General features: G+C 64.5%; 19 protein-coding genes. 7 read left to right on the top strand and 12 right to left on the bottom strand.

Features of this window, described 5'->3' with window-relative positions; translation table 11 throughout:
• Positions 1 to 109 precede the first annotated feature (109 nt).
• Both CH256_RS23855 and CH256_RS23850 read left to right on the top strand, forming a co-directional pair.
• Positions 110 to 1,063, top strand: a complete 954-nt coding sequence (locus CH256_RS23855) for a diacylglycerol/lipid kinase family protein (RefSeq protein ID WP_094670872.1) — start codon at positions 110 to 112, stop codon at positions 1,061 to 1,063.
• A gap of 264 nt (positions 1,064 to 1,327) precedes the next feature.
• Positions 1,328 to 1,582: a WhiB family transcriptional regulator gene (locus CH256_RS23850; RefSeq protein ID WP_032366305.1), complete on the top strand. Its 255-nt coding sequence runs from the start codon at positions 1,328 to 1,330 to the stop codon at positions 1,580 to 1,582.
• A 130-nt stretch (positions 1,583 to 1,712) separates the two neighbouring features.
• Here CH256_RS23850 and CH256_RS23845 read toward each other — a convergent pair whose 3' ends face one another.
• Both CH256_RS23845 and CH256_RS23840 read right to left on the bottom strand, forming a co-directional pair.
• A complete protein-coding gene (locus CH256_RS23845; RefSeq protein WP_068045643.1) occupies positions 1,713 to 3,191 on the bottom strand; it encodes a sensor histidine kinase in 1,479 nt (492 codons plus the stop codon).
• A 21-nt stretch (positions 3,192 to 3,212) separates the two neighbouring features.
• On the bottom strand, positions 3,213 to 3,428 hold the full coding sequence (locus CH256_RS23840) for a biotin/lipoyl-binding carrier protein (RefSeq protein ID WP_008717734.1): 216 nt from the start codon (positions 3,426 to 3,428) through the stop codon (positions 3,213 to 3,215).
• Between the two features lie 119 nt (positions 3,429 to 3,547).
• On the opposite strand from CH256_RS23840, the gene CH256_RS29055 reads away from it, so the two are divergent.
• A complete protein-coding gene (locus CH256_RS29055) occupies positions 3,548 to 3,622 on the top strand; it encodes a 50S ribosomal protein bL37 (protein ID WP_370878772.1) in 75 nt (24 codons plus the stop codon).
• Positions 3,623 to 3,698: 76 nt separating this feature from the next.
• Here the strand turns inward: CH256_RS29055 and rsrA are convergent, their stop codons facing one another.
• Both rsrA and CH256_RS23830 read right to left on the bottom strand, forming a co-directional pair.
• Complete coding sequence (gene rsrA, locus CH256_RS23835; protein WP_255183292.1) at positions 3,699 to 4,007, bottom strand: mycothiol system anti-sigma-R factor; 309 nt, start codon at positions 4,005 to 4,007, stop codon at positions 3,699 to 3,701.
• Complete coding sequence (locus CH256_RS23830; RefSeq protein ID WP_094642309.1) at positions 4,004 to 4,786, bottom strand: sigma-70 family RNA polymerase sigma factor; 783 nt, start codon at positions 4,784 to 4,786, stop codon at positions 4,004 to 4,006. The genes rsrA and CH256_RS23830 overlap by 4 nt, the downstream gene beginning before the upstream one ends.
• A 90-nt stretch (positions 4,787 to 4,876) precedes the next feature.
• On the opposite strand from CH256_RS23830, the gene ybaK reads away from it, so the two are divergent.
• Genes ybaK through rsgA form a run of 3 tightly spaced genes read left to right on the top strand, consistent with a single transcriptional unit; the run spans position 4,877 to position 7,677 of the window.
• Positions 4,877 to 5,368, top strand: coding sequence for a Cys-tRNA(Pro) deacylase (ybaK, locus tag CH256_RS23825; RefSeq protein ID WP_094642310.1), 492 nt, complete (start codon positions 4,877 to 4,879; stop codon positions 5,366 to 5,368).
• A gap of 6 nt (positions 5,369 to 5,374) precedes the next feature.
• Entirely contained in the window at positions 5,375 to 6,691 is a 1,317-nt protein-coding gene (gene aroA, locus CH256_RS23820; RefSeq protein WP_094670838.1) for a 3-phosphoshikimate 1-carboxyvinyltransferase, read from the top strand.
• Complete coding sequence (gene rsgA / locus CH256_RS23815; protein ID WP_068045653.1) at positions 6,643 to 7,677, top strand: ribosome small subunit-dependent GTPase A; 1,035 nt, start codon at positions 6,643 to 6,645, stop codon at positions 7,675 to 7,677. Before aroA ends, rsgA begins: the two co-directional genes overlap by 49 nt.
• A gap of 51 nt (positions 7,678 to 7,728) precedes the next feature.
• On the opposite strand, the gene CH256_RS23810 is transcribed toward rsgA, so the two are convergent.
• The 5 genes from CH256_RS23810 to CH256_RS23790 form a co-directional block, all read right to left on the bottom strand.
• Positions 7,729 to 8,979 (bottom strand): fatty acid desaturase family protein, encoded by a 1,251-nt coding sequence (locus CH256_RS23810; protein WP_094670836.1) that lies wholly within the window; start codon positions 8,977 to 8,979, stop codon positions 7,729 to 7,731.
• 123 nt (positions 8,980 to 9,102) lie between these two features.
• Positions 9,103 to 10,404 carry a fatty acid desaturase family protein gene (locus CH256_RS23805; protein WP_068045660.1) on the bottom strand — a complete coding sequence of 434 codons (1,302 nt, stop codon included), beginning with the start codon at positions 10,402 to 10,404 and terminating at the stop codon, positions 9,103 to 9,105.
• A gap of 108 nt (positions 10,405 to 10,512) precedes the next feature.
• A complete protein-coding gene (locus CH256_RS23800; protein ID WP_094642485.1) occupies positions 10,513 to 11,628 on the bottom strand; it encodes a ferredoxin reductase in 1,116 nt (371 codons plus the stop codon).
• A gap of 124 nt (positions 11,629 to 11,752) precedes the next feature.
• Positions 11,753 to 12,277 carry a DUF6912 family protein gene (locus CH256_RS23795; RefSeq protein WP_068045663.1) on the bottom strand — a complete coding sequence of 175 codons (525 nt, stop codon included), beginning with the start codon at positions 12,275 to 12,277 and terminating at the stop codon, positions 11,753 to 11,755.
• A gap of 11 nt (positions 12,278 to 12,288) precedes the next feature.
• Positions 12,289 to 13,734 (bottom strand): WS/DGAT/MGAT family O-acyltransferase, encoded by a 1,446-nt coding sequence (locus CH256_RS23790; protein WP_068045666.1) that lies wholly within the window; start codon positions 13,732 to 13,734, stop codon positions 12,289 to 12,291.
• Between the two features lie 185 nt (positions 13,735 to 13,919).
• Here CH256_RS23790 and CH256_RS23785 point away from each other — a divergent pair, with 185 nt between their 5' ends.
• Entirely contained in the window at positions 13,920 to 14,495 is a 576-nt protein-coding gene (locus tag CH256_RS23785; RefSeq protein ID WP_143536659.1) for an Rv3235 family protein, read from the top strand.
• Positions 14,496 to 14,532: 37 nt separating this feature from the next.
• On the opposite strand, the gene secA is transcribed toward CH256_RS23785, so the two are convergent.
• The 3 genes from secA to CH256_RS23770 form a co-directional block, all read right to left on the bottom strand.
• Entirely contained in the window at positions 14,533 to 17,469 is a 2,937-nt protein-coding gene (gene secA, locus CH256_RS23780; protein ID WP_094670834.1) for a preprotein translocase subunit SecA, read from the bottom strand.
• 307 nt (positions 17,470 to 17,776) lie between these two features.
• Entirely contained in the window at positions 17,777 to 18,445 is a 669-nt protein-coding gene (gene hpf / locus CH256_RS23775) for a ribosome hibernation-promoting factor, HPF/YfiA family (protein ID WP_068045673.1), read from the bottom strand.
• A gap of 200 nt (positions 18,446 to 18,645) precedes the next feature.
• Positions 18,646 to 19,329 carry a ComF family protein gene (locus tag CH256_RS23770; protein ID WP_094670832.1) on the bottom strand — a complete coding sequence of 228 codons (684 nt, stop codon included), beginning with the start codon at positions 19,327 to 19,329 and terminating at the stop codon, positions 18,646 to 18,648.
• Between the last annotated feature and the right edge of the window lie 9 nt (positions 19,330 to 19,338).

Raw genomic sequence — 19,338 nt, 5'->3', positions numbered from 1 at the left:
GGGCGGGAGTGGAGCCTGCGGAACGACCCAGGGGCGGGAGTGGAGCTTGCGGAACGACCCAGGTGACCGGAGTGGAGCGTGCGGAACGACCCGGTTAGTGTCATTGCTCGTGCGTGCGCTGCTGATCGTCAATCCCAATGCGACTTCTACGACTGCTGCGGCTCGGGATCTGTTGGCTCATGCGTTGTCGAGTCGGGTGCGGGTGACGGTTGCGCAGACGACTCATCGTGATCATGCGTCGGAGCTGGCTCGGGGTGCCCGTGAGGACGGGATGGGGTTGGTGATCGTTCACGGTGGTGACGGGACGGTCAACGAGGTGATCAACGGTTTGCTCGGGGTGCCGTTGCCGACGTCGATGCAGGCGGTGACGATCGGTGTGATTCCGCCGATCGCGGTCGTTCCTGGCGGCAGTGCGAATGTGTTCGCTCGTTCGTTGGGTATCGAGGCCGATCCGGTGGCGGCGACGAATCAGTTGATCGGGCTGCTCGATGCACGGGCGCGGCGGACGATCGGGTTGGGGCATTGCGACAATCGCTGGTTCACCTTCAACGCGGGTATGGGTCTGGATGCCGATGTGTGTCGGGCGATCGATGCCGGCCGTAAGGACGGCAAGCCGGTGTCTGCGACGCGGTATCTGCGGTCGGCTGTGCAGGAGTTCTTCAAGCACAAGCGGCAGCCGGCTCGGTTGACGGTGGAGGTTCCGGGTCGGGATCCGTTCGAGGGAGTCCACTATGCGTTCGTGTCGAATTCGAGTCCGTGGACTTATTTGAACCAGAGGCCGGTGCACACCAATCCGGGTACCGGTTTCGATTCGGGTCTCGGAGTGTTCGGTATGCGCTCGACTGCGTTGTTCCCGACGTTGCGGGTCTCTCGCCAGCTGCTTGCCAAAGGCGCAGAACCGAAGTCTCGCAAGCTGATTCGCATCGACGATGTACCGAGCGTCCGAATTTCCTCCACAGAACCGGTCGGTTTGCAGATGGACGGCGACTACCTGGGCGAACGCACCGAGGCCGAGTTCTTCTCCACTCCCGACGCGCTGCAGGTGGTTGCGCCGAGCATGTGAGGGCATCGTGTGCCGAGCCACACTGAGGCGCAGAGCGCACTTTCTGTGAAATCACGAGCGAAATCTGTTCACTCGGGGTACAAAGGAGCGCAGAAGGCTAAAGCGAGCCTAACAGAGTGAGCTTGACCACGGTCACGCGCGTACCCCTTGACTTCACCTGAGTTCGTGAAAGCATTCACAAGCAACAGTGCGGAAACATTGGTTACCCACTCGTGAACAGAAGAGAAACGAAACGGCGCTACGGCGCCCGGTAAGGAGCAGAGGATGGACTGGCGCCACAAGGCTATTTGTCGCGATGAAGATCCGGAACTATTTTTCCCGGTGGGAAACAGTGGTCCGGCGCTCGCGCAGATCGCCGATGCCAAAGTCGTCTGTACTCGGTGCCCCGTCACCGCTGAATGCCTGTCCTGGGCACTCGAATCCGGCCAGGACGCAGGAGTATGGGGCGCAATGAGTGAAGACGAGCGCCGTGCACTCAAGCGACGCAACGCACGTACGCGCGCACGCAGCTCCGTCTAGGACGCGAAACCAGCACACGCTCGAGGCCCGGTATCCGCTGTAGCGGATACCGGGCTTTCTGCGTTCCACGGGCCTCCAGCGTCCCTCTGGCGGTCGAAGAGCCCGTTACGCACTGTTCACCGAACGTGCATCAGGGCCTGGGCACACGCCGTCCCAGAGGAACCCTCAGCATCGCGTCGGTTCCCCCACCCGCCGCGGGATGCAGACCCAGCGATCCGTTCAGCTCCACCGAGACCAGAGTGCGCACGATCTGCAGTCCGAGGCCGTCCGAACGTTCCAGAGAGAACCCGGTGGGCAGACCGCGCCCGTCGTCGTGGATGACCACATCCAGCCATTTCGCGGACCGGTCGGCTCCGATTCGGACGACACCGGCCGACCCGGCGTCGAATCCATGCTCCATCGCGTTCTGCACCAGCTCTGTGAGCACCATCACCAAGGGCGTCGCGCGTTCGGCCGAGAAGACTCCGAGTTTGCCCTCGCGCACCACTCGCACCCTCGGATTGACCGTGGCTATATCCAGCATGATCGGCACCAATCGATCGACGATCTCGTCGAGGTCCACTTCCTCGTCCACCGACATCGACAGCATTTCGTGCACGAGTGCAATGGACGTGACTCGACGGACCGACTCGGACAACGCCGTGCGCGCTTCCTCGTTCTCGAGTCGGCGCGACTGAAGTCGGAGCAGCGCCGCCACCGTCTGCAAGTTGTTCTTCACCCGATGGTGGATCTCCCGGATGGTCGCGTCCTTGCTGAGCAGAGCACGATCGCGGCGCTTGACCTCGGTGACGTCGCGGATCAACACGGCCGCCCCGGCAGACCTTCCGCGCGGCTGCAGGGCCAGCGTGCGCACGAGAACTGTGGCACCGCGGGCATCGACCTCCATCCGATGTCCCACGTTGCCGTTGAGCGACGACCTGATGTGATCGGCCACTTCCTGCGAGTCGAAAGGGTCGGTGACCAGCGACCGCGTGACCGACGCCAGATCCCGGCCGGACAGCTCGGTCGTCAATCCCATCCGGTGGTACGCCGAGAGGGCGTTGGGACTGGCGTAGTCCACCAGCCCCTCGGTGTCGACGCGAATGAATCCGTCGCCTGCACGGGGGGACGAGTTCACATCGGTGCGCTCTTCGGGGGTGGGAAACGTGCCTTCGCTGATCATCAGACACAGGTCGTCGGCGCATTCTCGATACGCCACCTCGAGGGCGCTCGGCGGTCGAAGCTGCGCGGGATTGGTATCGCGGGTCAGCACCGCGATGACGTGCTCTCCGCAACGCACCGGGATGCTCTCGGTTCGCGTCACCACGCCTCCGTGCACGATCTTCCGCTGCTGCAGCGCGACCATCACATCGGGGTGCTCGGATTCGGAGATCGTCGTTCCCACGATGTCGTGAGTGAAGACCGTGGGCGCGGTCGTCGGCCGGCACTGGGCCACACACAGCACGTCGGCAGTCCCACTGGAGACGTCGTCCGTGCCGACCCACAGCAGCACATCGGCGAACGAGAGGTCGGCCAGCAGCTGCCACTCGCCTACGACGCGTTGGAGATGGTCCACCGCAACACCGGGGAGGTCGGTGTGCTCGGCCAGAAGGTCACTGAGGGTCGACACGAGATCTCACGTGATCGTTGCTCAGGACACGACGGCGATGAGGTCGCCCTGCTGAATGACGTCGCCCACCGCGACGTCCACCGACGTGACCGTCCCTGCGGTCTCGGCCAGCACCGGAATTTCCATCTTCATCGATTCCAGGATCACGAGGGTGTCACCGACCTCGACGGCATCGCCTCGCGCCACGACCACCTGAAACACAGTGGACACCATTTCCGCGCGAACGTCCTCGGACATCGGCGAACCCCTCTCTCACGTCACCACGAACTGCGCTGGACACCCATATGAGACCAGGCCCGTCACAGTAAGCCAATCACACGTGGGAGACTGTAGTGAACAAACGAGAGGAGCCCATCATGGGAAAGCGTGGACGTAAGAAGCGTGCTCGTAAGGGCAACAAGGCCAACCACGGCAAACGTCCCAACAGCTGACGGTTTGCCACAAGCCGCGAGGGGCCGAGAAGCGACTGCTTCTCGGCCCCTCGTCGTTTGTGAGTAGGAACTGCGACTACTCGGAGTCCGTCTGGCGGATCAGCACGGTTCGTCGAATTTCGACGCTGAGTCGTTCGCGCAACCCGGCCGGTGCCTGGTCTCCCCCGCACTTGCGTGAGATCAGCCGCTTGACCTTCTCTTCGATTCCGTAGGCCTCGAAGCACGATCCGCATTCGTCGATGTGCTTCTGCAGACGGGATCGGCTCGCTTCGTCGCATTCGTTGTCGAGCATCACCCACACGTCCGCGATCACCGCCGAGCAGTCGAGGCGCTCGAACTGTGCGTCGCCGTCGTTCCCGCCGTCGATCTTTCCGGTGCCCGTCACTGGACTACCTCCTGCTCGTGCCGGTCGACTGCGCCGTCCCGGTTGAAACCACGCTCGCGTGCAACCCCTGCCAGCAGGCCCCGCAGCTGCTTGCGTCCGCGGTGCAGACGCGACATCACCGTGCCGATGGGAGTGCCCATGATCTCGGCGATCTCCTTGTACGGGAACCCCTCGACGTCGGCGTAGTAGACAGCCATCCGAAATTCTTCGGGAAGAGACTGCAGCGCCGCCTTGATGTCGTCGTCCGGCAACGCGTCCAGAGCCTCGACCTCGGCGGAACGCAGCCCCGTCGACGTGTGTTCGGCGGTGGCGGCGAGCTGCCAGTCACTGATCTCGTCGGTCGGGTACTGAGCGGGCTGACGCTGCTTCTTGCGGTAGGAGTTGATGTAGGTGTTGGTGAGAATTCGGTACAGCCACGCCTTGAGGTTCGTGCCCTCACGGAACGACCGGAAAGCCGAGTAGGCCTTCACGAACGTCTCCTGAACCAGATCCTCGGCGTCGGCGGGGTTGCGCGTCATACGCAGAGCTGCGCCGTAGAGCTGATCGAGCATCGGCAGCGCGTCGCGCTCGAAGCGCTCGGTCAACTGCGCCTCGGTCTCGGCAGCTCTGCGCTCCGCGATCGCCTTCTCGTCGTCCACGTCAGCGACGGGATTGCTGGCTTCTGTCACGCTGATCCCTTCGATAGCTTCCACCGCCCAGGCTACCGCGCCCGAAGTCGACTTCTGCGAAGAGATCACCCCCTTCAGCGCGAGGGGACGTCCCGCGGTCAGCACTGCCATTCGTCATTCCTTCCACCTGCATTCGTATCTGTTGTTGCACAACACGGCGTCGTGCCGCCGTGTTCCCGCCCGATCGCTAGAGTCCCGTGAATGGCTGCGTCCACACCTGCTCTCGCGCTGCTCACCGCACGAAAAGTGGCGCACACCGTGCATTCGTACGACCACGACGCACGGGCGCAGTCCTACGGCGAGGAGGCGGCACAGATACTCGTCGAACGACTCGGCGTTCGGCCCGAACAGGTCTTCAAGACTCTCGTCGTCGAACGAGCGGATCGCTCGCTGGCGGTGGCGATCGTCCCGGTGACGACGACGCTCTCGCTCAAGGCCGCGGCCGCCGCGCTGTCCACCAGAAAGATCACGATGGCCGACAGGACTGCCGCCGAGCGCTCCTCCGGGTACGTCTTCGGCGGTATCTCACCTCTCGGCCAACGCAAATCCCTGCCCACCGTGATCGACGTCTCGGCCCTCGGTTTCGAGACGATTCTGTGCAGTGGAGGTCGGCGCGGACTCGAGATCGAACTCGCACCGGCCGATCTCGTCCGGCTCACAGCCGCTACATCCGCGCCCATCGCCGCGCGCTGATCCCGAATGAGAGAAGATGGACGGGTGAGCAATTGGACAGCCCCCGCCGCCGTCGCACCCGTCGACGCGACAGTCACTCTGCCCGGATCGAAGTCGATCACCAATCGCGCACTGATCATCGCCTCGCTCGCCACCGGCTCGTCGACGATCACCGGTGCCCTGCGCAGCCGTGACACCGATCTCATGATCGACGCCCTGACAACCTTGGGCATCGATATCGAGGCCGCGGAGGACGACAGGACGTCGTTGCGGGTGACTCCGGCACCGCTGCACGGCGGAGCCGTCGACTGCGGGCTGGCAGGTACCGTCATGCGCTTCGTGCCACCCCTGGCTGCGCTCGCCGCAGGCGAAGTGTCGTTCGACGGCGACGAGCAGGCACGTATCCGACCGCTCGACACGATCCTCGACGCTCTGCGCGCGGTGGGGGCCGAGATCGACGGCAGCGCGCTGCCGTTCACGATGCGTGGCACCGGTTCGCTGCGCGGCGGATCGGTCGAGATCGACGCCTCGGGCTCTTCGCAGTTCGTCTCCGGTCTGATGCTCTCCGCTGCGGCCTTCGACGAGGGAATCGAAATCCACCACATCGGCAAGCCCGTTCCGTCGATGCCGCACATCGACATGACCGTGGAGATGTTGCGGCGTGCGGGCGTGCGAGTCGATACCCCCGAGTCCGGTGGTGACGCGAACACCTGGCGGGTGCACCCAGGCCCGGTCGCGCCGATCGACTGGGCCATCGAGCCGGACCTGTCCAACGCCACCCCCTTCCTTGCTGCAGCGGTGGTGACGAAAGGCAGAGTGCGCGTGCCGAATTGGCCCGAATCGACCACTCAGCCCGGCGATGCATTCCGCGAGATACTCACCCTGATGGGCGCTCGAGTCGACCTGACCGCAGGCATCCTGACCGTCGAGGGCCCGGATACGTTGCGGGGCATCGATTTCGATCTCCACGATATCGGCGAACTGACCCCTACGGTCGCGGCGCTCGCCGCACTGGCCGAGGGGCCGTCGATTCTGCGTGGCATCGCCCATCTACGTGGCCACGAGACCGACCGACTCGCTGCACTGACAACCGAGATCGTCCGACTCGGCGGACGCGCCGTCGAGACCGACGACGGCATCCGAATCGATCCGGCACCGCTGCACGCAGGCGTCTGGCACTCCTACGCCGACCACCGCATGGCGACCGCAGGCGCGATCGTCGGCTTGCGGGTACCCGGGGTCGAGGTGGACGACATCAGCACCACCGCCAAGACGCTCCCCGGTTTCGAAACGCTGTGGGACGCAATGCTGTCCGCACCGACACCGAGCGGGGTCGGCTCCTGACCGCGCGCCGGTACGACGAGTCCGACGTTCGGATCCGACCGGGCAAGAGTTCGCGACCACGGACCAAGACTCGACCCGAGCACAACGACGCAGAAGCAGGCATGGTCGTGTCCGTCGACCGCGGCCGCTGGGGATGCGTGCTCGACGGTGACCCGGCACGGCCGGTCGTGACGATGCGCGCCCGCGAGCTGGGCCGAACTCCGATCGTGGTGGGAGACGAGGTCGGTATCGTCGGAGATCTGTCGGGCAAGGTCGACACTCTGGCTCGCATCGTGCGCGTGGCCGAGCGGCGGACGGTGTTGCGTCGCACCGCGGACGACACCGACCCGTTCGAGCGCGTCGTGGTGGCCAATGCCGACCGGCTGCTCATCGTCGCCGCGCTCGCCGATCCACCTCCTCGCACCGGCTTCGTCGAACGAGCACTCGTGGCGGCGTACGTCGGCGGACTCGAACCCGTTCTGTGCCTGACCAAGAGCGATCTGGCCGACCCCGAAGAATTCACCGCCGCCTTTTCCGATCTCGACGTACCGGTGGTGCTGGCGGGCCAGTCCGAGGACCTCACGGAGCTGACCTCGATGCTGACGAACTCGGTGACCGCGCTCATCGGACACTCGGGCGTCGGAAAGTCCACGCTCGTCAACCGGCTGGTGCCCGACGCCTATCGCGCCACGGGGGTGGTTTCGGGCGTCGGCAAGGGCCGCCACACCTCGACACAGTCGGTGGCGCTACCGCTTCCCGGCGGCGGCTGGGTGGTGGATACTCCCGGGATCCGGTCGTTCGGACTGGCGCACATCTCCCCCGAAAACGTCGTCGCAGCGTTCTCCGACCTGGCCGACACGATCGAGAACTGCCCCCGAGGATGCACGCACCTCGGCCCGCCCGCCGATCCCGAGTGCGCCCTCGACTCCCTCACCGGAGACGCAGCTCGACGTGTTGCTGCGGTGCGCCTCCTGCTCGAAGCCGTTCGAACGAACGAAGCCTGGTAGCAACCACCCGCTCGGGGTCGGTTGCCACCAGGCTCCAATTCGGTGCAGGACTTACGCGGCCTTACCGACCAGCCTGCGAATTCCCTTGCGCTTCTTCGTTTCTGCGATGGCGGTGCGCAAACCACGACGCTTGCCGGTTTCGGGATCGACGGTGAACAGGCCCGCCGGCGCGTCGGCCCACTTACGCTCGGACGCAGTCTCGGGGGCGTCGTCGCTGGTCGCCCTCAGGTACTTGTTCGGCAGCGACAGCTTCGCGATGGTTCTCCAGGACAGGAAGTACTGGTGAACGATCGAACCGGTCGTGTACGGCAGGTCGTACTTCTCCGCCAGTTCGAGCACCCGAACCTTGATCTCCCGCAGGCGGTTGCTGGGGAGGTCCGGGAACAGGTGGTGCTCGATCTGGTAGCAGAGGTTGCCGCTCATGAACTCCATGACGGGACCGGCATTGAAGTTCGCGCTGCCGAGCATCTGACGCAGGTACCACTGCCCCTGCGTCTCACCCTCCATGTCGGACTTGGTGAACTTCTCCGCACCGTCCGGGAAGTGGCCACAGAAGATGACGGTGTTGGTCCACACGTTGCGGATCATGTTGGCGACGATGTTCGCCGTCAACGTGCTCTTCCAGGCAGGTCCGGTCAGCAACGGGTGCAGGATGTAGTCCTTGCCGATCTGCTTGCCGACCTTCTCGAGCACCTCGCGCCGCTTCTGCTCGAATTCCTCGCGGGGCACTCGACCCTTGGCGACCTTGCCCAGTTCGAGGTGCTGAAGCGCCACTCCGTACTCGAAGAACAACTGCAGCAGCAGGTTGTAGACGGGGTTGCCGATGTTGAAGGGCTTCCACCGCTGATCGCGGGTGACGCGGAGCAGACCGTAGCCGACGTCGTCGTCCATGCCGAGCACGTTGGTGTACTTGTGGTGGATGTAGTTGTGCGTCTGCTTCCAGTGAGCCGACGGGCCCGTGTTGTCCCACTCCCACGACGTGGAGTGGATCTCCGGGTCGTTCATCCAGTCCCACTGGCCGTGCATGACGTTGTGGCCGAGCTCCATGTTCTCGATGATCTTCGCGACCCCGAGCATGGCGGTGCCGACCAGCCAAGCGGGACGCTTGCGGCTGGCGAAAAGCACGGCCCGGCCACCGATGTCGAGGGATCGCTGCAGGCGGATCGTGTTCTTGACGTACCGGGCATCGCGTTCGCCGCGGGACGCTTCGATGTCACGTCGGATGGAGTCGAGCTCGTGGCCCAACGCCTCGATGTCGGCATCGGTCAGATGCGCGTATTCTTTGACGTCCGTAATCGCCATGGGATACAACCTCCTGGCAGTCGTGAACACACAGCTCGCGTTATCAGGCCATGTGCAATTCCGTCACCTACCGTATCGTAAGTTACGGTTCCGTAGGTTAGTGGCGGAAATCTGTGTGACGATTCACAACGAAACGCGGTCACCCGAGCGACGCAGGCTCTTGGCCTGACGCTTGGCTTCCTTCTTGGCGTTGCGCAAGCTCACGCGTGCCTCTTGCATTGCCGAACGCAGACCTCGGCGCTGCCCGGTGAGCGGATCGATTCGAAGCGCGTGGACGGTAGGCGAATCGCCCTCCCGCCATCGTCGCTCGGACGACGTCTCGGGAGCGTTGTCGGACGTGGCGCGCAGCCACGAGTCGGGCAGCGACAGCTTGTGGATGGTCCGCAGCGCCAGCAAGTACTGCTTGCCGAGTGATCCTGTGGTGTACGGCAGATCGTACTTCTCGCACAGAGCGTGCACCTTCTCGGCGATCTCCGAGTACCTGTTGCTCGGCAGATCCGGGAACATGTGGTGCTCGATCTGGTAGCAGAGGTTGCCGCTCATGAAGGCCATGACCGGACCGGCCTCGAAATTGGCACTACCCAGCATCTGACGCAGGTACCACTCGGGGCGTGTCTCGGTCTCGAACTGCCCGATCGTGAACTTCTCGGCGCCGTCGGGGAAGTGACCGCAGAAGATCACCGCGTAGGCCCACAGATTACGGACCAGGTTGGCCGTCGCGTTGGCGGTCAACGTGGACTTCCAGGCCGGGCCGGACAGTGCTGGGAACAGGACGAAATCCTTGCCGACCTGCTTGGCGATCTTGCGCGCGAAGGCTCGGCTCGCCGGAGACTTCAGCAGACCCTTCTGGTCCTCGCCGTCCAGCTGCTTCTGCGCGTCGTAATCGTGCAGCGCGATGCCCCACTCGAAGGTGGTGGCCAGCACGATGTTGGCAAGCGGCTGAACGAGATTGATCGGCTTCCACGGCTCGTCACGGGTCATGCGCAGAATGCCGAAGCCGATGTCGTCGTCCATGCCGACGATGTTGGTGTAGGTGTGGTGCGAGTAGTTGTGGGCTCGCTTCCACTGCTCGGACGGCCCGGTCTGGTCCCACTCCCACGAGGTGGAATGGATCTCCGGATCGTTCATCCAGTCCCATTGCCCGTGCATCACATTGTGACCGAGCTCCATGTTCTCGATGATCTTGGCGACACTGAGCATCGCTGTGCCGGCGATCCACGCCGGCCGATACTTGCTGCCGAGCAGCACCGCGCGGCCGCCGAGCTCCAGCAACCTCTGCAGTCTGATGGTCCGACGGATGTATGCGGCATCGCGCTCGCCACGGCTGTCTTCGACGTCTCGACGAATCGAATCCAGTTCGCGACCGAACGCTTCCATGTCCGCTTCGCTGAGATGAGCGAACTCTTTGATGTCGGTGATGGCCACCGGGTCCTCCAACAGTTGAGTGCAGTGCCCGAAATATCGGGTTTCGACGTGGGCAACCTACGTAAGCGTAACCGAACAGTCTGAGAAGGCAGTGTGCGAGAAACAGACCTACAGTTCCAATGTGCAGTCGCCCGCAGCTGCGGAAATGCACGTCTGGACGCGGTCGCCCTCGCTGTGTTCCTTACCGGAACGCAGGTCGATGACATGCCCTGAAGTCAACGGCACCACACATGTCTGGCAGATACCCATCCGGCAGCCGAACGGCATCTGAACTCCGACGTTCTCGCCTGCTTCGAGCAGACTGGTCGCGCCGTCGACAGTGGTCTTCTTGTCCGACTTGGAGAACGTGACGGTGCCGCCGGCACCGGAGGTATCGGCGCGCGAGATCTCGAACCGCTCCAGATGAAGCCGGTCCTCGATTCCCTCTCGCTTCCAGGTCTTCTCGATCTCCTCGAGCAGTGCTGCCGGTCCACACGCCCAGGTGTCGCGCGTGCGCCAGTCGGGGTAGAGCTCGTCGAGCGAGGCGAGTGCGAACTTGCCGTCCGATCGTGTCAGCTGCACATGCGAGGTGAAGTTCGGATGCGATTTCTCGAGCGCAGCGATCTCGGCCGCGAACATGACTTCGTCCTCGGTCGGTGCCGAGTGGATGTGCACGGTGTCGGGCATGTCGCCGTGGCGATCCAAGGCCCGCAGCATCGAGATGATCGGGGTGATGCCGCTACCGGCCGTGACGAACAGGATCTTGTTCGGCGGCGGCACGGGCAGCGCGAAATTGCCCTTCGGGGCGGCCAGCCGAACGATGGTCCCCTGCGGCACACCGCCGACCAGATGCGAGGAGAGGAAGCCTTCCGGCATCGCCTTGACGGTGATGGAGATCAGCTTGTCTTCCCAGTTCGGCGGGGAGGTCAACGAGTACGACCGCCAGTGCCATCGCCCGCCGAGGTGCAACCCGATCCCGATGTACTGACCGGGCCGGTAGTCGAAATTGAAGCCCCAACCCGGCTGAATCACCAGGGTCACCGCCGTGGCGGTCTCCTTCTCCACTCGCACGATGCGGCCGCGGAGTTCGCGTGCCGACCACAGAGGATTCGCGAGATGAAGGTAGTCGTCGGGCAACAAGGGGGTGGTGATGCGGGTGAAGGCACCACGCACCATGTTCAGTCTCGGACGCTTGGGGGCCGATACTCCGGCCGCCGGAGCCTCCAGCCACTTCTTCAGATCCATCGGGTGTTCCATCCCCTCGATCGAGATACTGAACCGCTTGCGGTCATCGAGGTTACGCTACCGTAGGTTCGGGTTCGGGAACACCTGTGTCGGTGTGAATCGTGCGCGAACGAACACGACGGAATCACAGCAGTTCGAGCAGAAACGACAACTCTTGCGGGGCGTACCACGCGAGCGTGTGATCCTCGGCATCTCCCAGCACGAACTCCGCATCCTCGTCTCCCATGTCCGCGGCATCGACCGCGGCGACGGCCTTGGCGACCGCCGATTCGGCACCTTCGAGATCGACGTGGACCGACGCGACCTGATCCATCCGCAACGGCTCTTTGAGGCGGACGACGGCGTCGTCCAGATCGGGACGCAGAGTGGGATCGTCGACATCGGCCGCGATCACCGCCCTCCGGTACACCACCCCTTCGGCGACTGTCCCGGTGTCGGTCTCGTCGTCGACTGCTGCGGCGATCAAACGCAGAGAGGCCCGGGCGGCCTCCCCCATCGCCACCTCGGAGAGCTCCTCGTCGTCGCCGGACGAATAGGCCTCACGCAGTGTCGGTGTCACCGCGAAGGCCGTGCGCGAGACCGGGCTGAACTCGCCCTCCGCCGACAGCACTTTCAAGAACTCCAGCGTCGCCGGAACGTAGACACGCATGACAGAAGACCTCACACTCTCGATTCGTTACTCGCGTCGACCAACTCTTCCAGCGCCTCGTGCAGGAGCGCCGTGACGACGTCCACATCGGGCATGGCACCTCGATCTGCATTGAGCCCGAAGAACACGTAGCCGTCGTAGGACGTCAGCCCGATGCTCATCGCCTGGTTCTCGAACAGCGGCGACACCGGATACATCTCGAGCATGCGCGCACCGCCCACATACAGCGGGAACTGTGGTCCGGGGGCATTGGTGACGATCAGATTGAACACCCGCTGGGACAGCCGACTACCCGCTCGCGCGCCCATCGCGTGCAGGCTCGCAGGCGCGAATCCGGAGATCCGCATCAAGGTCTGAGCGGTGACGCCGCGACTCTGCTTGGAGTGGGCCTCGGTGGCGTGCGCAATGTGCGAGAGGCGCACCACGGCATTGGATTCACCGACGGGCAGGTCGACGAGAAACGACGAGACCTCGCTGCGATCTTCCTCGGTCGCATCGATCGGCCGATCGGCCGCATCTCCGAAACCGACCCGATCGACCGAAACGTACACCGACATGGGCACCATGGCCCGCACCGTGGAGGACGCCGTGACGGGCTCGCCTCGGGAGAGCAACCAATTGCGCAGTGCCCCGGTGACGACAGCAAGCACCACGTCGTTGATCGAGCAGCCGAACCTGTTGTGCACTCTGCGATAGTCGGCGAGCTCGGTCTTGGCCACCGCGAATCTGCGGTTTCGCGAGATCGGGGCGTTCAGCGGACTCGACGGCGCGCTCTGGGTCGCGGTGCGCAGCACGGCCGCGACCTTCGCTGCGGCCCGCAGGGCCCCACCCGCGACACCGGCAGCGCCGTGGACCGCGCCGCGCAGTGCCTCGACGCTCTCCCCCGGACGTACCACCAAGTCGGTGAGAGCATCGATGACCAACGCCGAATCCTTGGGCTCGCGCGCGGGCATCCAGAGTTCCTCGGCCATCGGCGGCGGATTCTTGCTGGCATCGAGTATGACCTGACCGACGTCGAGCGCGTGTTCACCGTCGACCAGCGCCGAGTGAGACTTGGTGAAGACGGCGAAACGATTCTTCGACAACCCCTCGACCAGGTACATCTCCCACAGCGGACGGGTGCGATCGAGTGGGCGCGAGGTCAGCCGCGCGATCAGATCGTGCAGCTGATCGTCCGAACCCGGCTTGGGTAGTGCCGAACGGCGGATGTGGTAGGTGATGTCGAAATCCGCGTCGTCGACCCACACCGGCCTGGCCAGCCCGAAGGCGACCTCACGCACCTTCTGCCGGTACCGGGGAACCAATGCCAGGCGTTGCTCGACCAACGACAGCAGACGGTCGTAGCTGAATCCACTGCGCGGAGTCCGGAAGATGGCGAGCGACCCGAGGTGCATCGGGCTGCTACTGGCCTCGAGAAAATAGAACGACGCATCCTGCGCTGTCAGCCTGGTCGCCATCGCGTGTTCCAGTCCCCGTCCTCGCGTGAAGTACGCGCCGATTCCTGTGGCCGAGCGCGCAGTGTGCTCGAACCTAGAGTACGTGGCGGACGAATGTCGGTCTCGGGGTCGTTCGAGGACCGTGTCGCGTGTTGTTCCCGGGTTTCGACGGGAACCGAACGCGCGCTCGGACCGTCAATGTCGGTGTGAGCGTCATCGAATCGAACGACCCGCCGCACATCGCGGACACCTCGGCCCCGGGCTCGCAACTCCGCGCCGAACATCATTGCTTTCTCTCGCGTGCCGCTCCGTTCGAGCCGCCGCTCAGCTCCGGTGCCGTGCACACGTGGGATCCAGCGGCGATCACCGATTCGCCGCCCGCCCGACACCGACCCTCCGTGCGCAGCAGCCGTTCTCGACGGCGCATCGAGCCTCCCGGCCGGCCGACGGTGCCCGCCGATGCGCGCTCGAGTGCCGACCGGGCGATGCGCATGATGATCGAGGTGATCGATCGTCGACGCAGCGCAGACCAGCTGTCGCCGTTGTTCACCGCCTCGATGATCGACCTGGTGCGGACCATAGTGCGAAACCCACCGCCAGGAAGGCGACTCGGTTTCGCCGCAGTGCGTCGAGTTCATGTGGCGTATCAGTCGGATGTCTCGGCGGAGATCTTCGGCTCGTACACTCGCGGCCCACGTATGTTCGCCTTCGCGGGCCGAATCGAGCTCGCCATCGACCCGCGCCGCCCCGGGTGGACGGTCACGTCGTTGCGAGTGGGGTGAGGGTCGCGTCGCCCCGCGGCGACGCGACCGTCGTGTACTACCTCTTGCGCTTGGAGCGAGCTGCCTTCTTGGGGGCCTTGCTCTGAGTTCTCGCCGCCTCGCGACGCTCGCGGCGGGTGCCCTCGGCCGCGGACTCGCTGCCGGGCGGGGTCGGCCCGGATCGACGAACGGCAGTGCCGCCGCCCTCGGCCGGACCGGAGAAGGTCAGTCTCTGGTCTTCCTGCTCGTCGAGACCCTTCGCCCGCAGCGCCGAGGGCACCGCAGGAGCAGCAGGTGCCGGAGCGGTGGGTGCGGGAGCCGTCGGTGCAGGTGCCGTCGGTGCAGGTGCCGTCGGTGCAGGTGCCGTCGGTGCAGGTGCTGCGGCGGGTGTCGCTGCCGGGCGGCCGGAGCCCACCGGAGAGGACAGTCCAGGAGCCACTGCGAGACCTGCAGAGGCTGCCGGACCTGCCGGAGCCGGTGTGGCCTCGACCTGCAGGTTGAACAGGAAGCCGACCGACTCCTCCTTCAGGCCGTCGAGCATGCCCTGGAACATGTCGTAGCCCTCACGCTGGTATTCGACCAGCGGGTCGCGCTGCGCCATCGCGCGCAGGCCGATGCCTTCCTTGAGGTAGTCCATCTCGTAGAGGTGCTCGCGCCACTTGCGGTCGAGAACCGACAGCAGAACTCGACGCTCGAGTTCGCGCATTCCGTTCTCGCCGGCGATACCGTCGATCTCGGCCTCGCGCTTGGCGTACGCCGATCGCGCGTCCTCGAGCAGCGCCTCACGCAATTCGTCGCGGGTCAGGTCGCCCTTCTCGCCGTCCTCGTTCTCGCCGGAGAGGACCTTGTGGTCGATTCCCACCGGGTAGAGAGTCTTCAGCGCGGTCCAGAGCTGTTCCAGATCCCAGTCCTCGACGTAGCCCTCGACGGTGGCACCGTCGACGTAGGCGGTGATCACGTCGGTGATCATGCCCTCGACCTGGCCCTCCATGTCCGCACCTTCGAGGATGCGGCGGCGCTCCTCGTAGATGACGGTGCGCTGCTGGTTCATCACCTCGTCGTACTTGAGAACGTTCTTGCGGATCTCGAAGTTCTGCTGCTCCACCTGCGTCTGAGCACTCTTGATGGCCTTGGACACCATCTTGGCTTCGATCGGGACGTCGTCGGGCAGGTTGAGCCGAGTCATGATCGATTCGAGTGCGCCGCCGTTGAATCGACGCATCAACTCGTCGCCGAGAGAGAGGTAGAAACGCGATTCGCCCGGGTCACCCTGACGACCGGAGCGGCCTCGCAGCTGGTTGTCGATGCGGCGCGAATCGTGCCGTTCGGTACCGAGGACGTACAGCCCACCGGCCTCGCGCACGGTATCGGCATCGGCCTTGACCTGCGCCTTGACCTCTTCCAGCGCAGGCTCCCATGCGGCCTCGTATTCCTCGGGGGTCTCGACCGGGTCCAAGCCCTGTTTCCGGAGCTTCAGGTCGGCGAGGATGTCCGGGTTGCCGCCGAGCACGACGTCGGTACCACGACCGGCCATGTTGGTCGCGACGGTCACCGCGCCCTGCCGGCCCGCCTCGGCGATGATCGTCGCTTCCTGCTCGTGGAACTTCGCGTTCAACACGTTGTGTGCGACGCCGCGCTTGGTGAACTGCTTCGACAGGTACTCCGAGCGCTCGACGCTCGTCGTGCCGATGAGGACCGGCTGGCCCTTGCCGTGCCGCTCGACGACGTCGTCGACGACCGCGTCGAACTTGGCCTCTTCGGTCTTGTAGATCAGGTCGCCGTTGTCCACTCGAACCATCGGACGGTTCGTCGGAATCGGAATGACGCCCAGACCGTAGATCTGGTGGAGCTCGGCCGCCTCGGTCTCGGCGGTACCGGTCATGCCGGAGAGCTTGTCGTAGAGGCGGAAGTAGTTCTGCAGCGTGATCGTGGCCAGAGTCTGGTTCTCGGCCTTGATCTCCACCTTCTCCTTGGCCTCGATCGCCTGGTGCATGCCCTCGTTGTAGCGGCGTCCCACCAGGATGCGGCCGGTGAACTCGTCGACGATGATGACCTCGCCGTCGCGAACGATGTAGTCCTTGTCCTTGGTGTAGAGCTCTTTGGCCTTGATCGCGTTGTTGAGGTAGTTCACCAGCGGTGAGTTGGCGGCCTCGTACAGATTGTCGATGCCGAGCTGATCCTCGACCAGTTCGACGCCTGCCTCGTGCACACCGATGGTCCGCTTGCGGATGTCGACCTCGTAGTGGGTGTCGACCTTGAGCATCGGCGCGATACGGGCGAACTCGCCGTACCACTTGCTCGACGCATCGGCCGGTCCCGAGATGATCAGCGGCGTACGGGCCTCGTCGATGAGGATGGAGTCGACCTCGTCGACGACGGCGAAGTTGTGGCCGCGCTGCACGAGGTCGTCGAGCGAGTGCGTCATGTTGTCGCGCAGGTAGTCGAAACCGAACTCGTTGTTGGTGCCGTAAGTGATGTCCGCGGCGTACGCGGCGCGGCGTTCCACCGGGGTCATGCCGGAGAGGATCACGTCGACCGAGAGACCGAGGAAGCGGTGCACGCGGCCCATCCACTCCGAGTCGCGCTTGGCGAGGTAGTCGTTGACCGTCACCACGTGCACACCCTCGCCGGAGATGGCATTGAGGTAAGCCGGGAGAACACACGTCAGTGTCTTGCCCTCACCGGTCTTCATCTCGGCGATGTTGCCGAAGTGCAGAGCGGCACCGCCCATGACCTGCACGTCGAAGTGCCGCTGCGACAGCACTCTCCAGGACGCCTCACGGGCCACGGCGAAGGCCTCGGGCAGGAGCTGATCCAGGGTCTCGCCTGCGGAGTACCGCTCCTTGAACTCCGCGGTCTTGCCGCGCAGTTCGTCGTCGGAGAGGCTCTCGACGTCCGAAGACAGGGTCGAGACGTGGTCGGCGATGCTCTTGAGCCGCTTGACCATGCGACCTTCACCGACACGGAGCAGCTTGGAAAACGACAGCGACGGCACGGGCTTTCTCGTCCTCGATCCTCGGTTCACGGGTACTGGTACTAACAACACTGCATACTGCACGAGCTCACGGGTTCGTCACCACGACATCTGCGCGGCGGGTAACCCGAACGCGTCCATGGTAGGCGGTGTCGCTGTGAACCCGGCAGCCCGACTATCGGTCGTCGGAGATCGCCGGTCGGCCATTCGGACAACACCGACACAGCACTGCAGGCTCGACGTGGGGATCGAGTCTCCGGCGTCGAGCCTGCAGCGGTGAAAAGATTTCACGGACGGCGAACGTGTCGAACCGTCCCGATCGGTCCGGTCAGGTGAGTCTGATCAAGCCGTAATCGAAGGCGTGCCGTCGGTACACGACCGAGGGGCGATCGGTTGCGCTGTCGTGGAACAGGAAGAAATCGTGGCCCACGAGTTCCATTTCGTACAGTGCGTCGTCGACGCTCATCGGTGCGGCCGAGTGGGTCTTCGTCCGCACGATGTGCCCCGGGCCGCTCTGGTCGTCCTCGAAGGTGTCGAGTTTCGTGTCGGGGTCGAGTGCCAGCGTGTCGTCCTCAGCGAGTTCGGCAGTGGCCTCGGCGACGGACACGGGCCGCTTCTCGCCGTAGTGAACCTTGCGACGGTCCTTGGTGCGTCGGAGTCTGCTCTCGAGTTTCGACGTCACCGCTTCGAGTGCGGCATAGAAACTGTCGGCGCACGCTTCGGCTCGAACGACCGGGCCCTTGCCCTTCGCGGTGATCTCCACGCGTTGACATGCCTTGGCCTGGCGGCGATTTCGTTCGTGCTGCAGTTCGACGTCGAACAGGTAGATGGAGGGATCGAAGCGCTCGAGGCGAGCCAGTTTCTCGGAGACGTATATCCGGAAGTGATCCGGTATCTCGACGTTGCGGCCCTTGACCACGACGTCCGCATTGCTCTTGGCGGGTTCTTCCGAGGGCTTCTCGTCGAAGAAAACCGAGGCTTGTGAAGGGGTCGTCACGCGTACCTCCCGATATCGGCCACGCCCACTGTTGGACGCGGCAAGTGTGCATGCCGAATGGGGAACCTTCCGGCATCAAAGTCCGGGGCATCACCTCACATCTGGTCCAGTCGGTGCGTGTCCGCGACGTTAGTCGGTCATCGACTCGTGTGCCACCGTTCACCCCGAATTGGTTGTCGGCGTGTCCTTCCCCTCCGCCGTCACGCACTCGCCACCACCAGCGCTCCGGCTACCGGGACTCCGAAATCGGTTAGCACTCTTGCACATTCGGCCAACGTGGCACCGGTGGTGACGACGTCGTCGATCAGCAGAACGGTGAATTCCGCCGATGGCGTCACGCGTGCGTCGGCGTGCGAACGAGCCAGCCCGACGGCCTCGATCCGCCCTGCCACGTTGTGCTGTCGTTGTCCCGCCGACAGTCCGACCGAATCACGTACTCCACCGGTCATGCGGAGCAACTCGGGAACGAGCACACGCTCGGGTGCCAACTGCTCGGCGGCGATTCGAGCGCATCGCAGAACGGGATCGCCTCCACGAGCCCGCGCCGCACGAGCCCGAGAGGGCGCGCAGATCAGAATCAGCGAACTCAGCTCCGGTGGATCGATCTCACCCGCGTCGCGTAGATGTCCGACGGCCTCGGCGAGCGCTCGCCCGAAAGGCCGGGCCACCGACCGCCGACCTCGCTCCTTCAGCGCGATCACACCACTGCGGCGCGGCCCGCTGTACGTACCCAGGGACCAGCAGGGCACACCGGGATCGACTCGTGGCCGAACGGCAACGGGCGGGACGAACAGGGCCAGAGAACACCCTCCGCACCAGTGCTCCCCCGGCACACCGCACCCGGCGCACTCGAGGGGCAGAACCAGATCGAGGAGCGTCCGCATGGATGCGGA

This window comes from Rhodococcus sp. 05-2254-6 (assembly GCF_002258565.1).
Classification (GTDB): Bacteria; Actinomycetota; Actinomycetes; order Mycobacteriales; family Mycobacteriaceae; genus Rhodococcoides.
The sequence above is the reverse complement of the archived record's forward strand: the minus strand, read 5'-3'. Positions and strand labels throughout refer to the sequence as shown.

Coding starts and splice junctions, on each gene's coding strand:
- CH256_RS23850 (WP_032366305.1), top strand. CDS start 1,328: ATGGACTGGCGCCACAAGGCTATTTGTCGCGATGAAGATCCGGAACTA.
- CH256_RS23840 (WP_008717734.1), bottom strand. CDS start 3,428: ATGTCCGAGGACGTTCGCGCGGAAATGGTGTCCACTGTGTTTCAGGTG.
- CH256_RS23830 (WP_094642309.1), bottom strand. CDS start 4,786: ATGGCAGTGCTGACCGCGGGACGTCCCCTCGCGCTGAAGGGGGTGATC.
- ybaK (WP_094642310.1), top strand. CDS start 4,877: ATGGCTGCGTCCACACCTGCTCTCGCGCTGCTCACCGCACGAAAAGTG.
- aroA (WP_094670838.1), top strand. CDS start 5,375: ATGAGAGAAGATGGACGGGTGAGCAATTGGACAGCCCCCGCCGCCGTC.
- CH256_RS23810 (WP_094670836.1), bottom strand. CDS start 8,979: ATGGCGATTACGGACGTCAAAGAATACGCGCATCTGACCGATGCCGAC.
- CH256_RS23800 (WP_094642485.1), bottom strand. CDS start 11,628: ATGGATCTGAAGAAGTGGCTGGAGGCTCCGGCGGCCGGAGTATCGGCC.
- CH256_RS23795 (WP_068045663.1), bottom strand. CDS start 12,277: ATGCGTGTCTACGTTCCGGCGACGCTGGAGTTCTTGAAAGTGCTGTCG.
- CH256_RS23790 (WP_068045666.1), bottom strand. CDS start 13,734: ATGGCGACCAGGCTGACAGCGCAGGATGCGTCGTTCTATTTTCTCGAG.
- CH256_RS23770 (WP_094670832.1), bottom strand. CDS start 19,329: ATGCGGACGCTCCTCGATCTGGTTCTGCCCCTCGAGTGCGCCGGGTGC.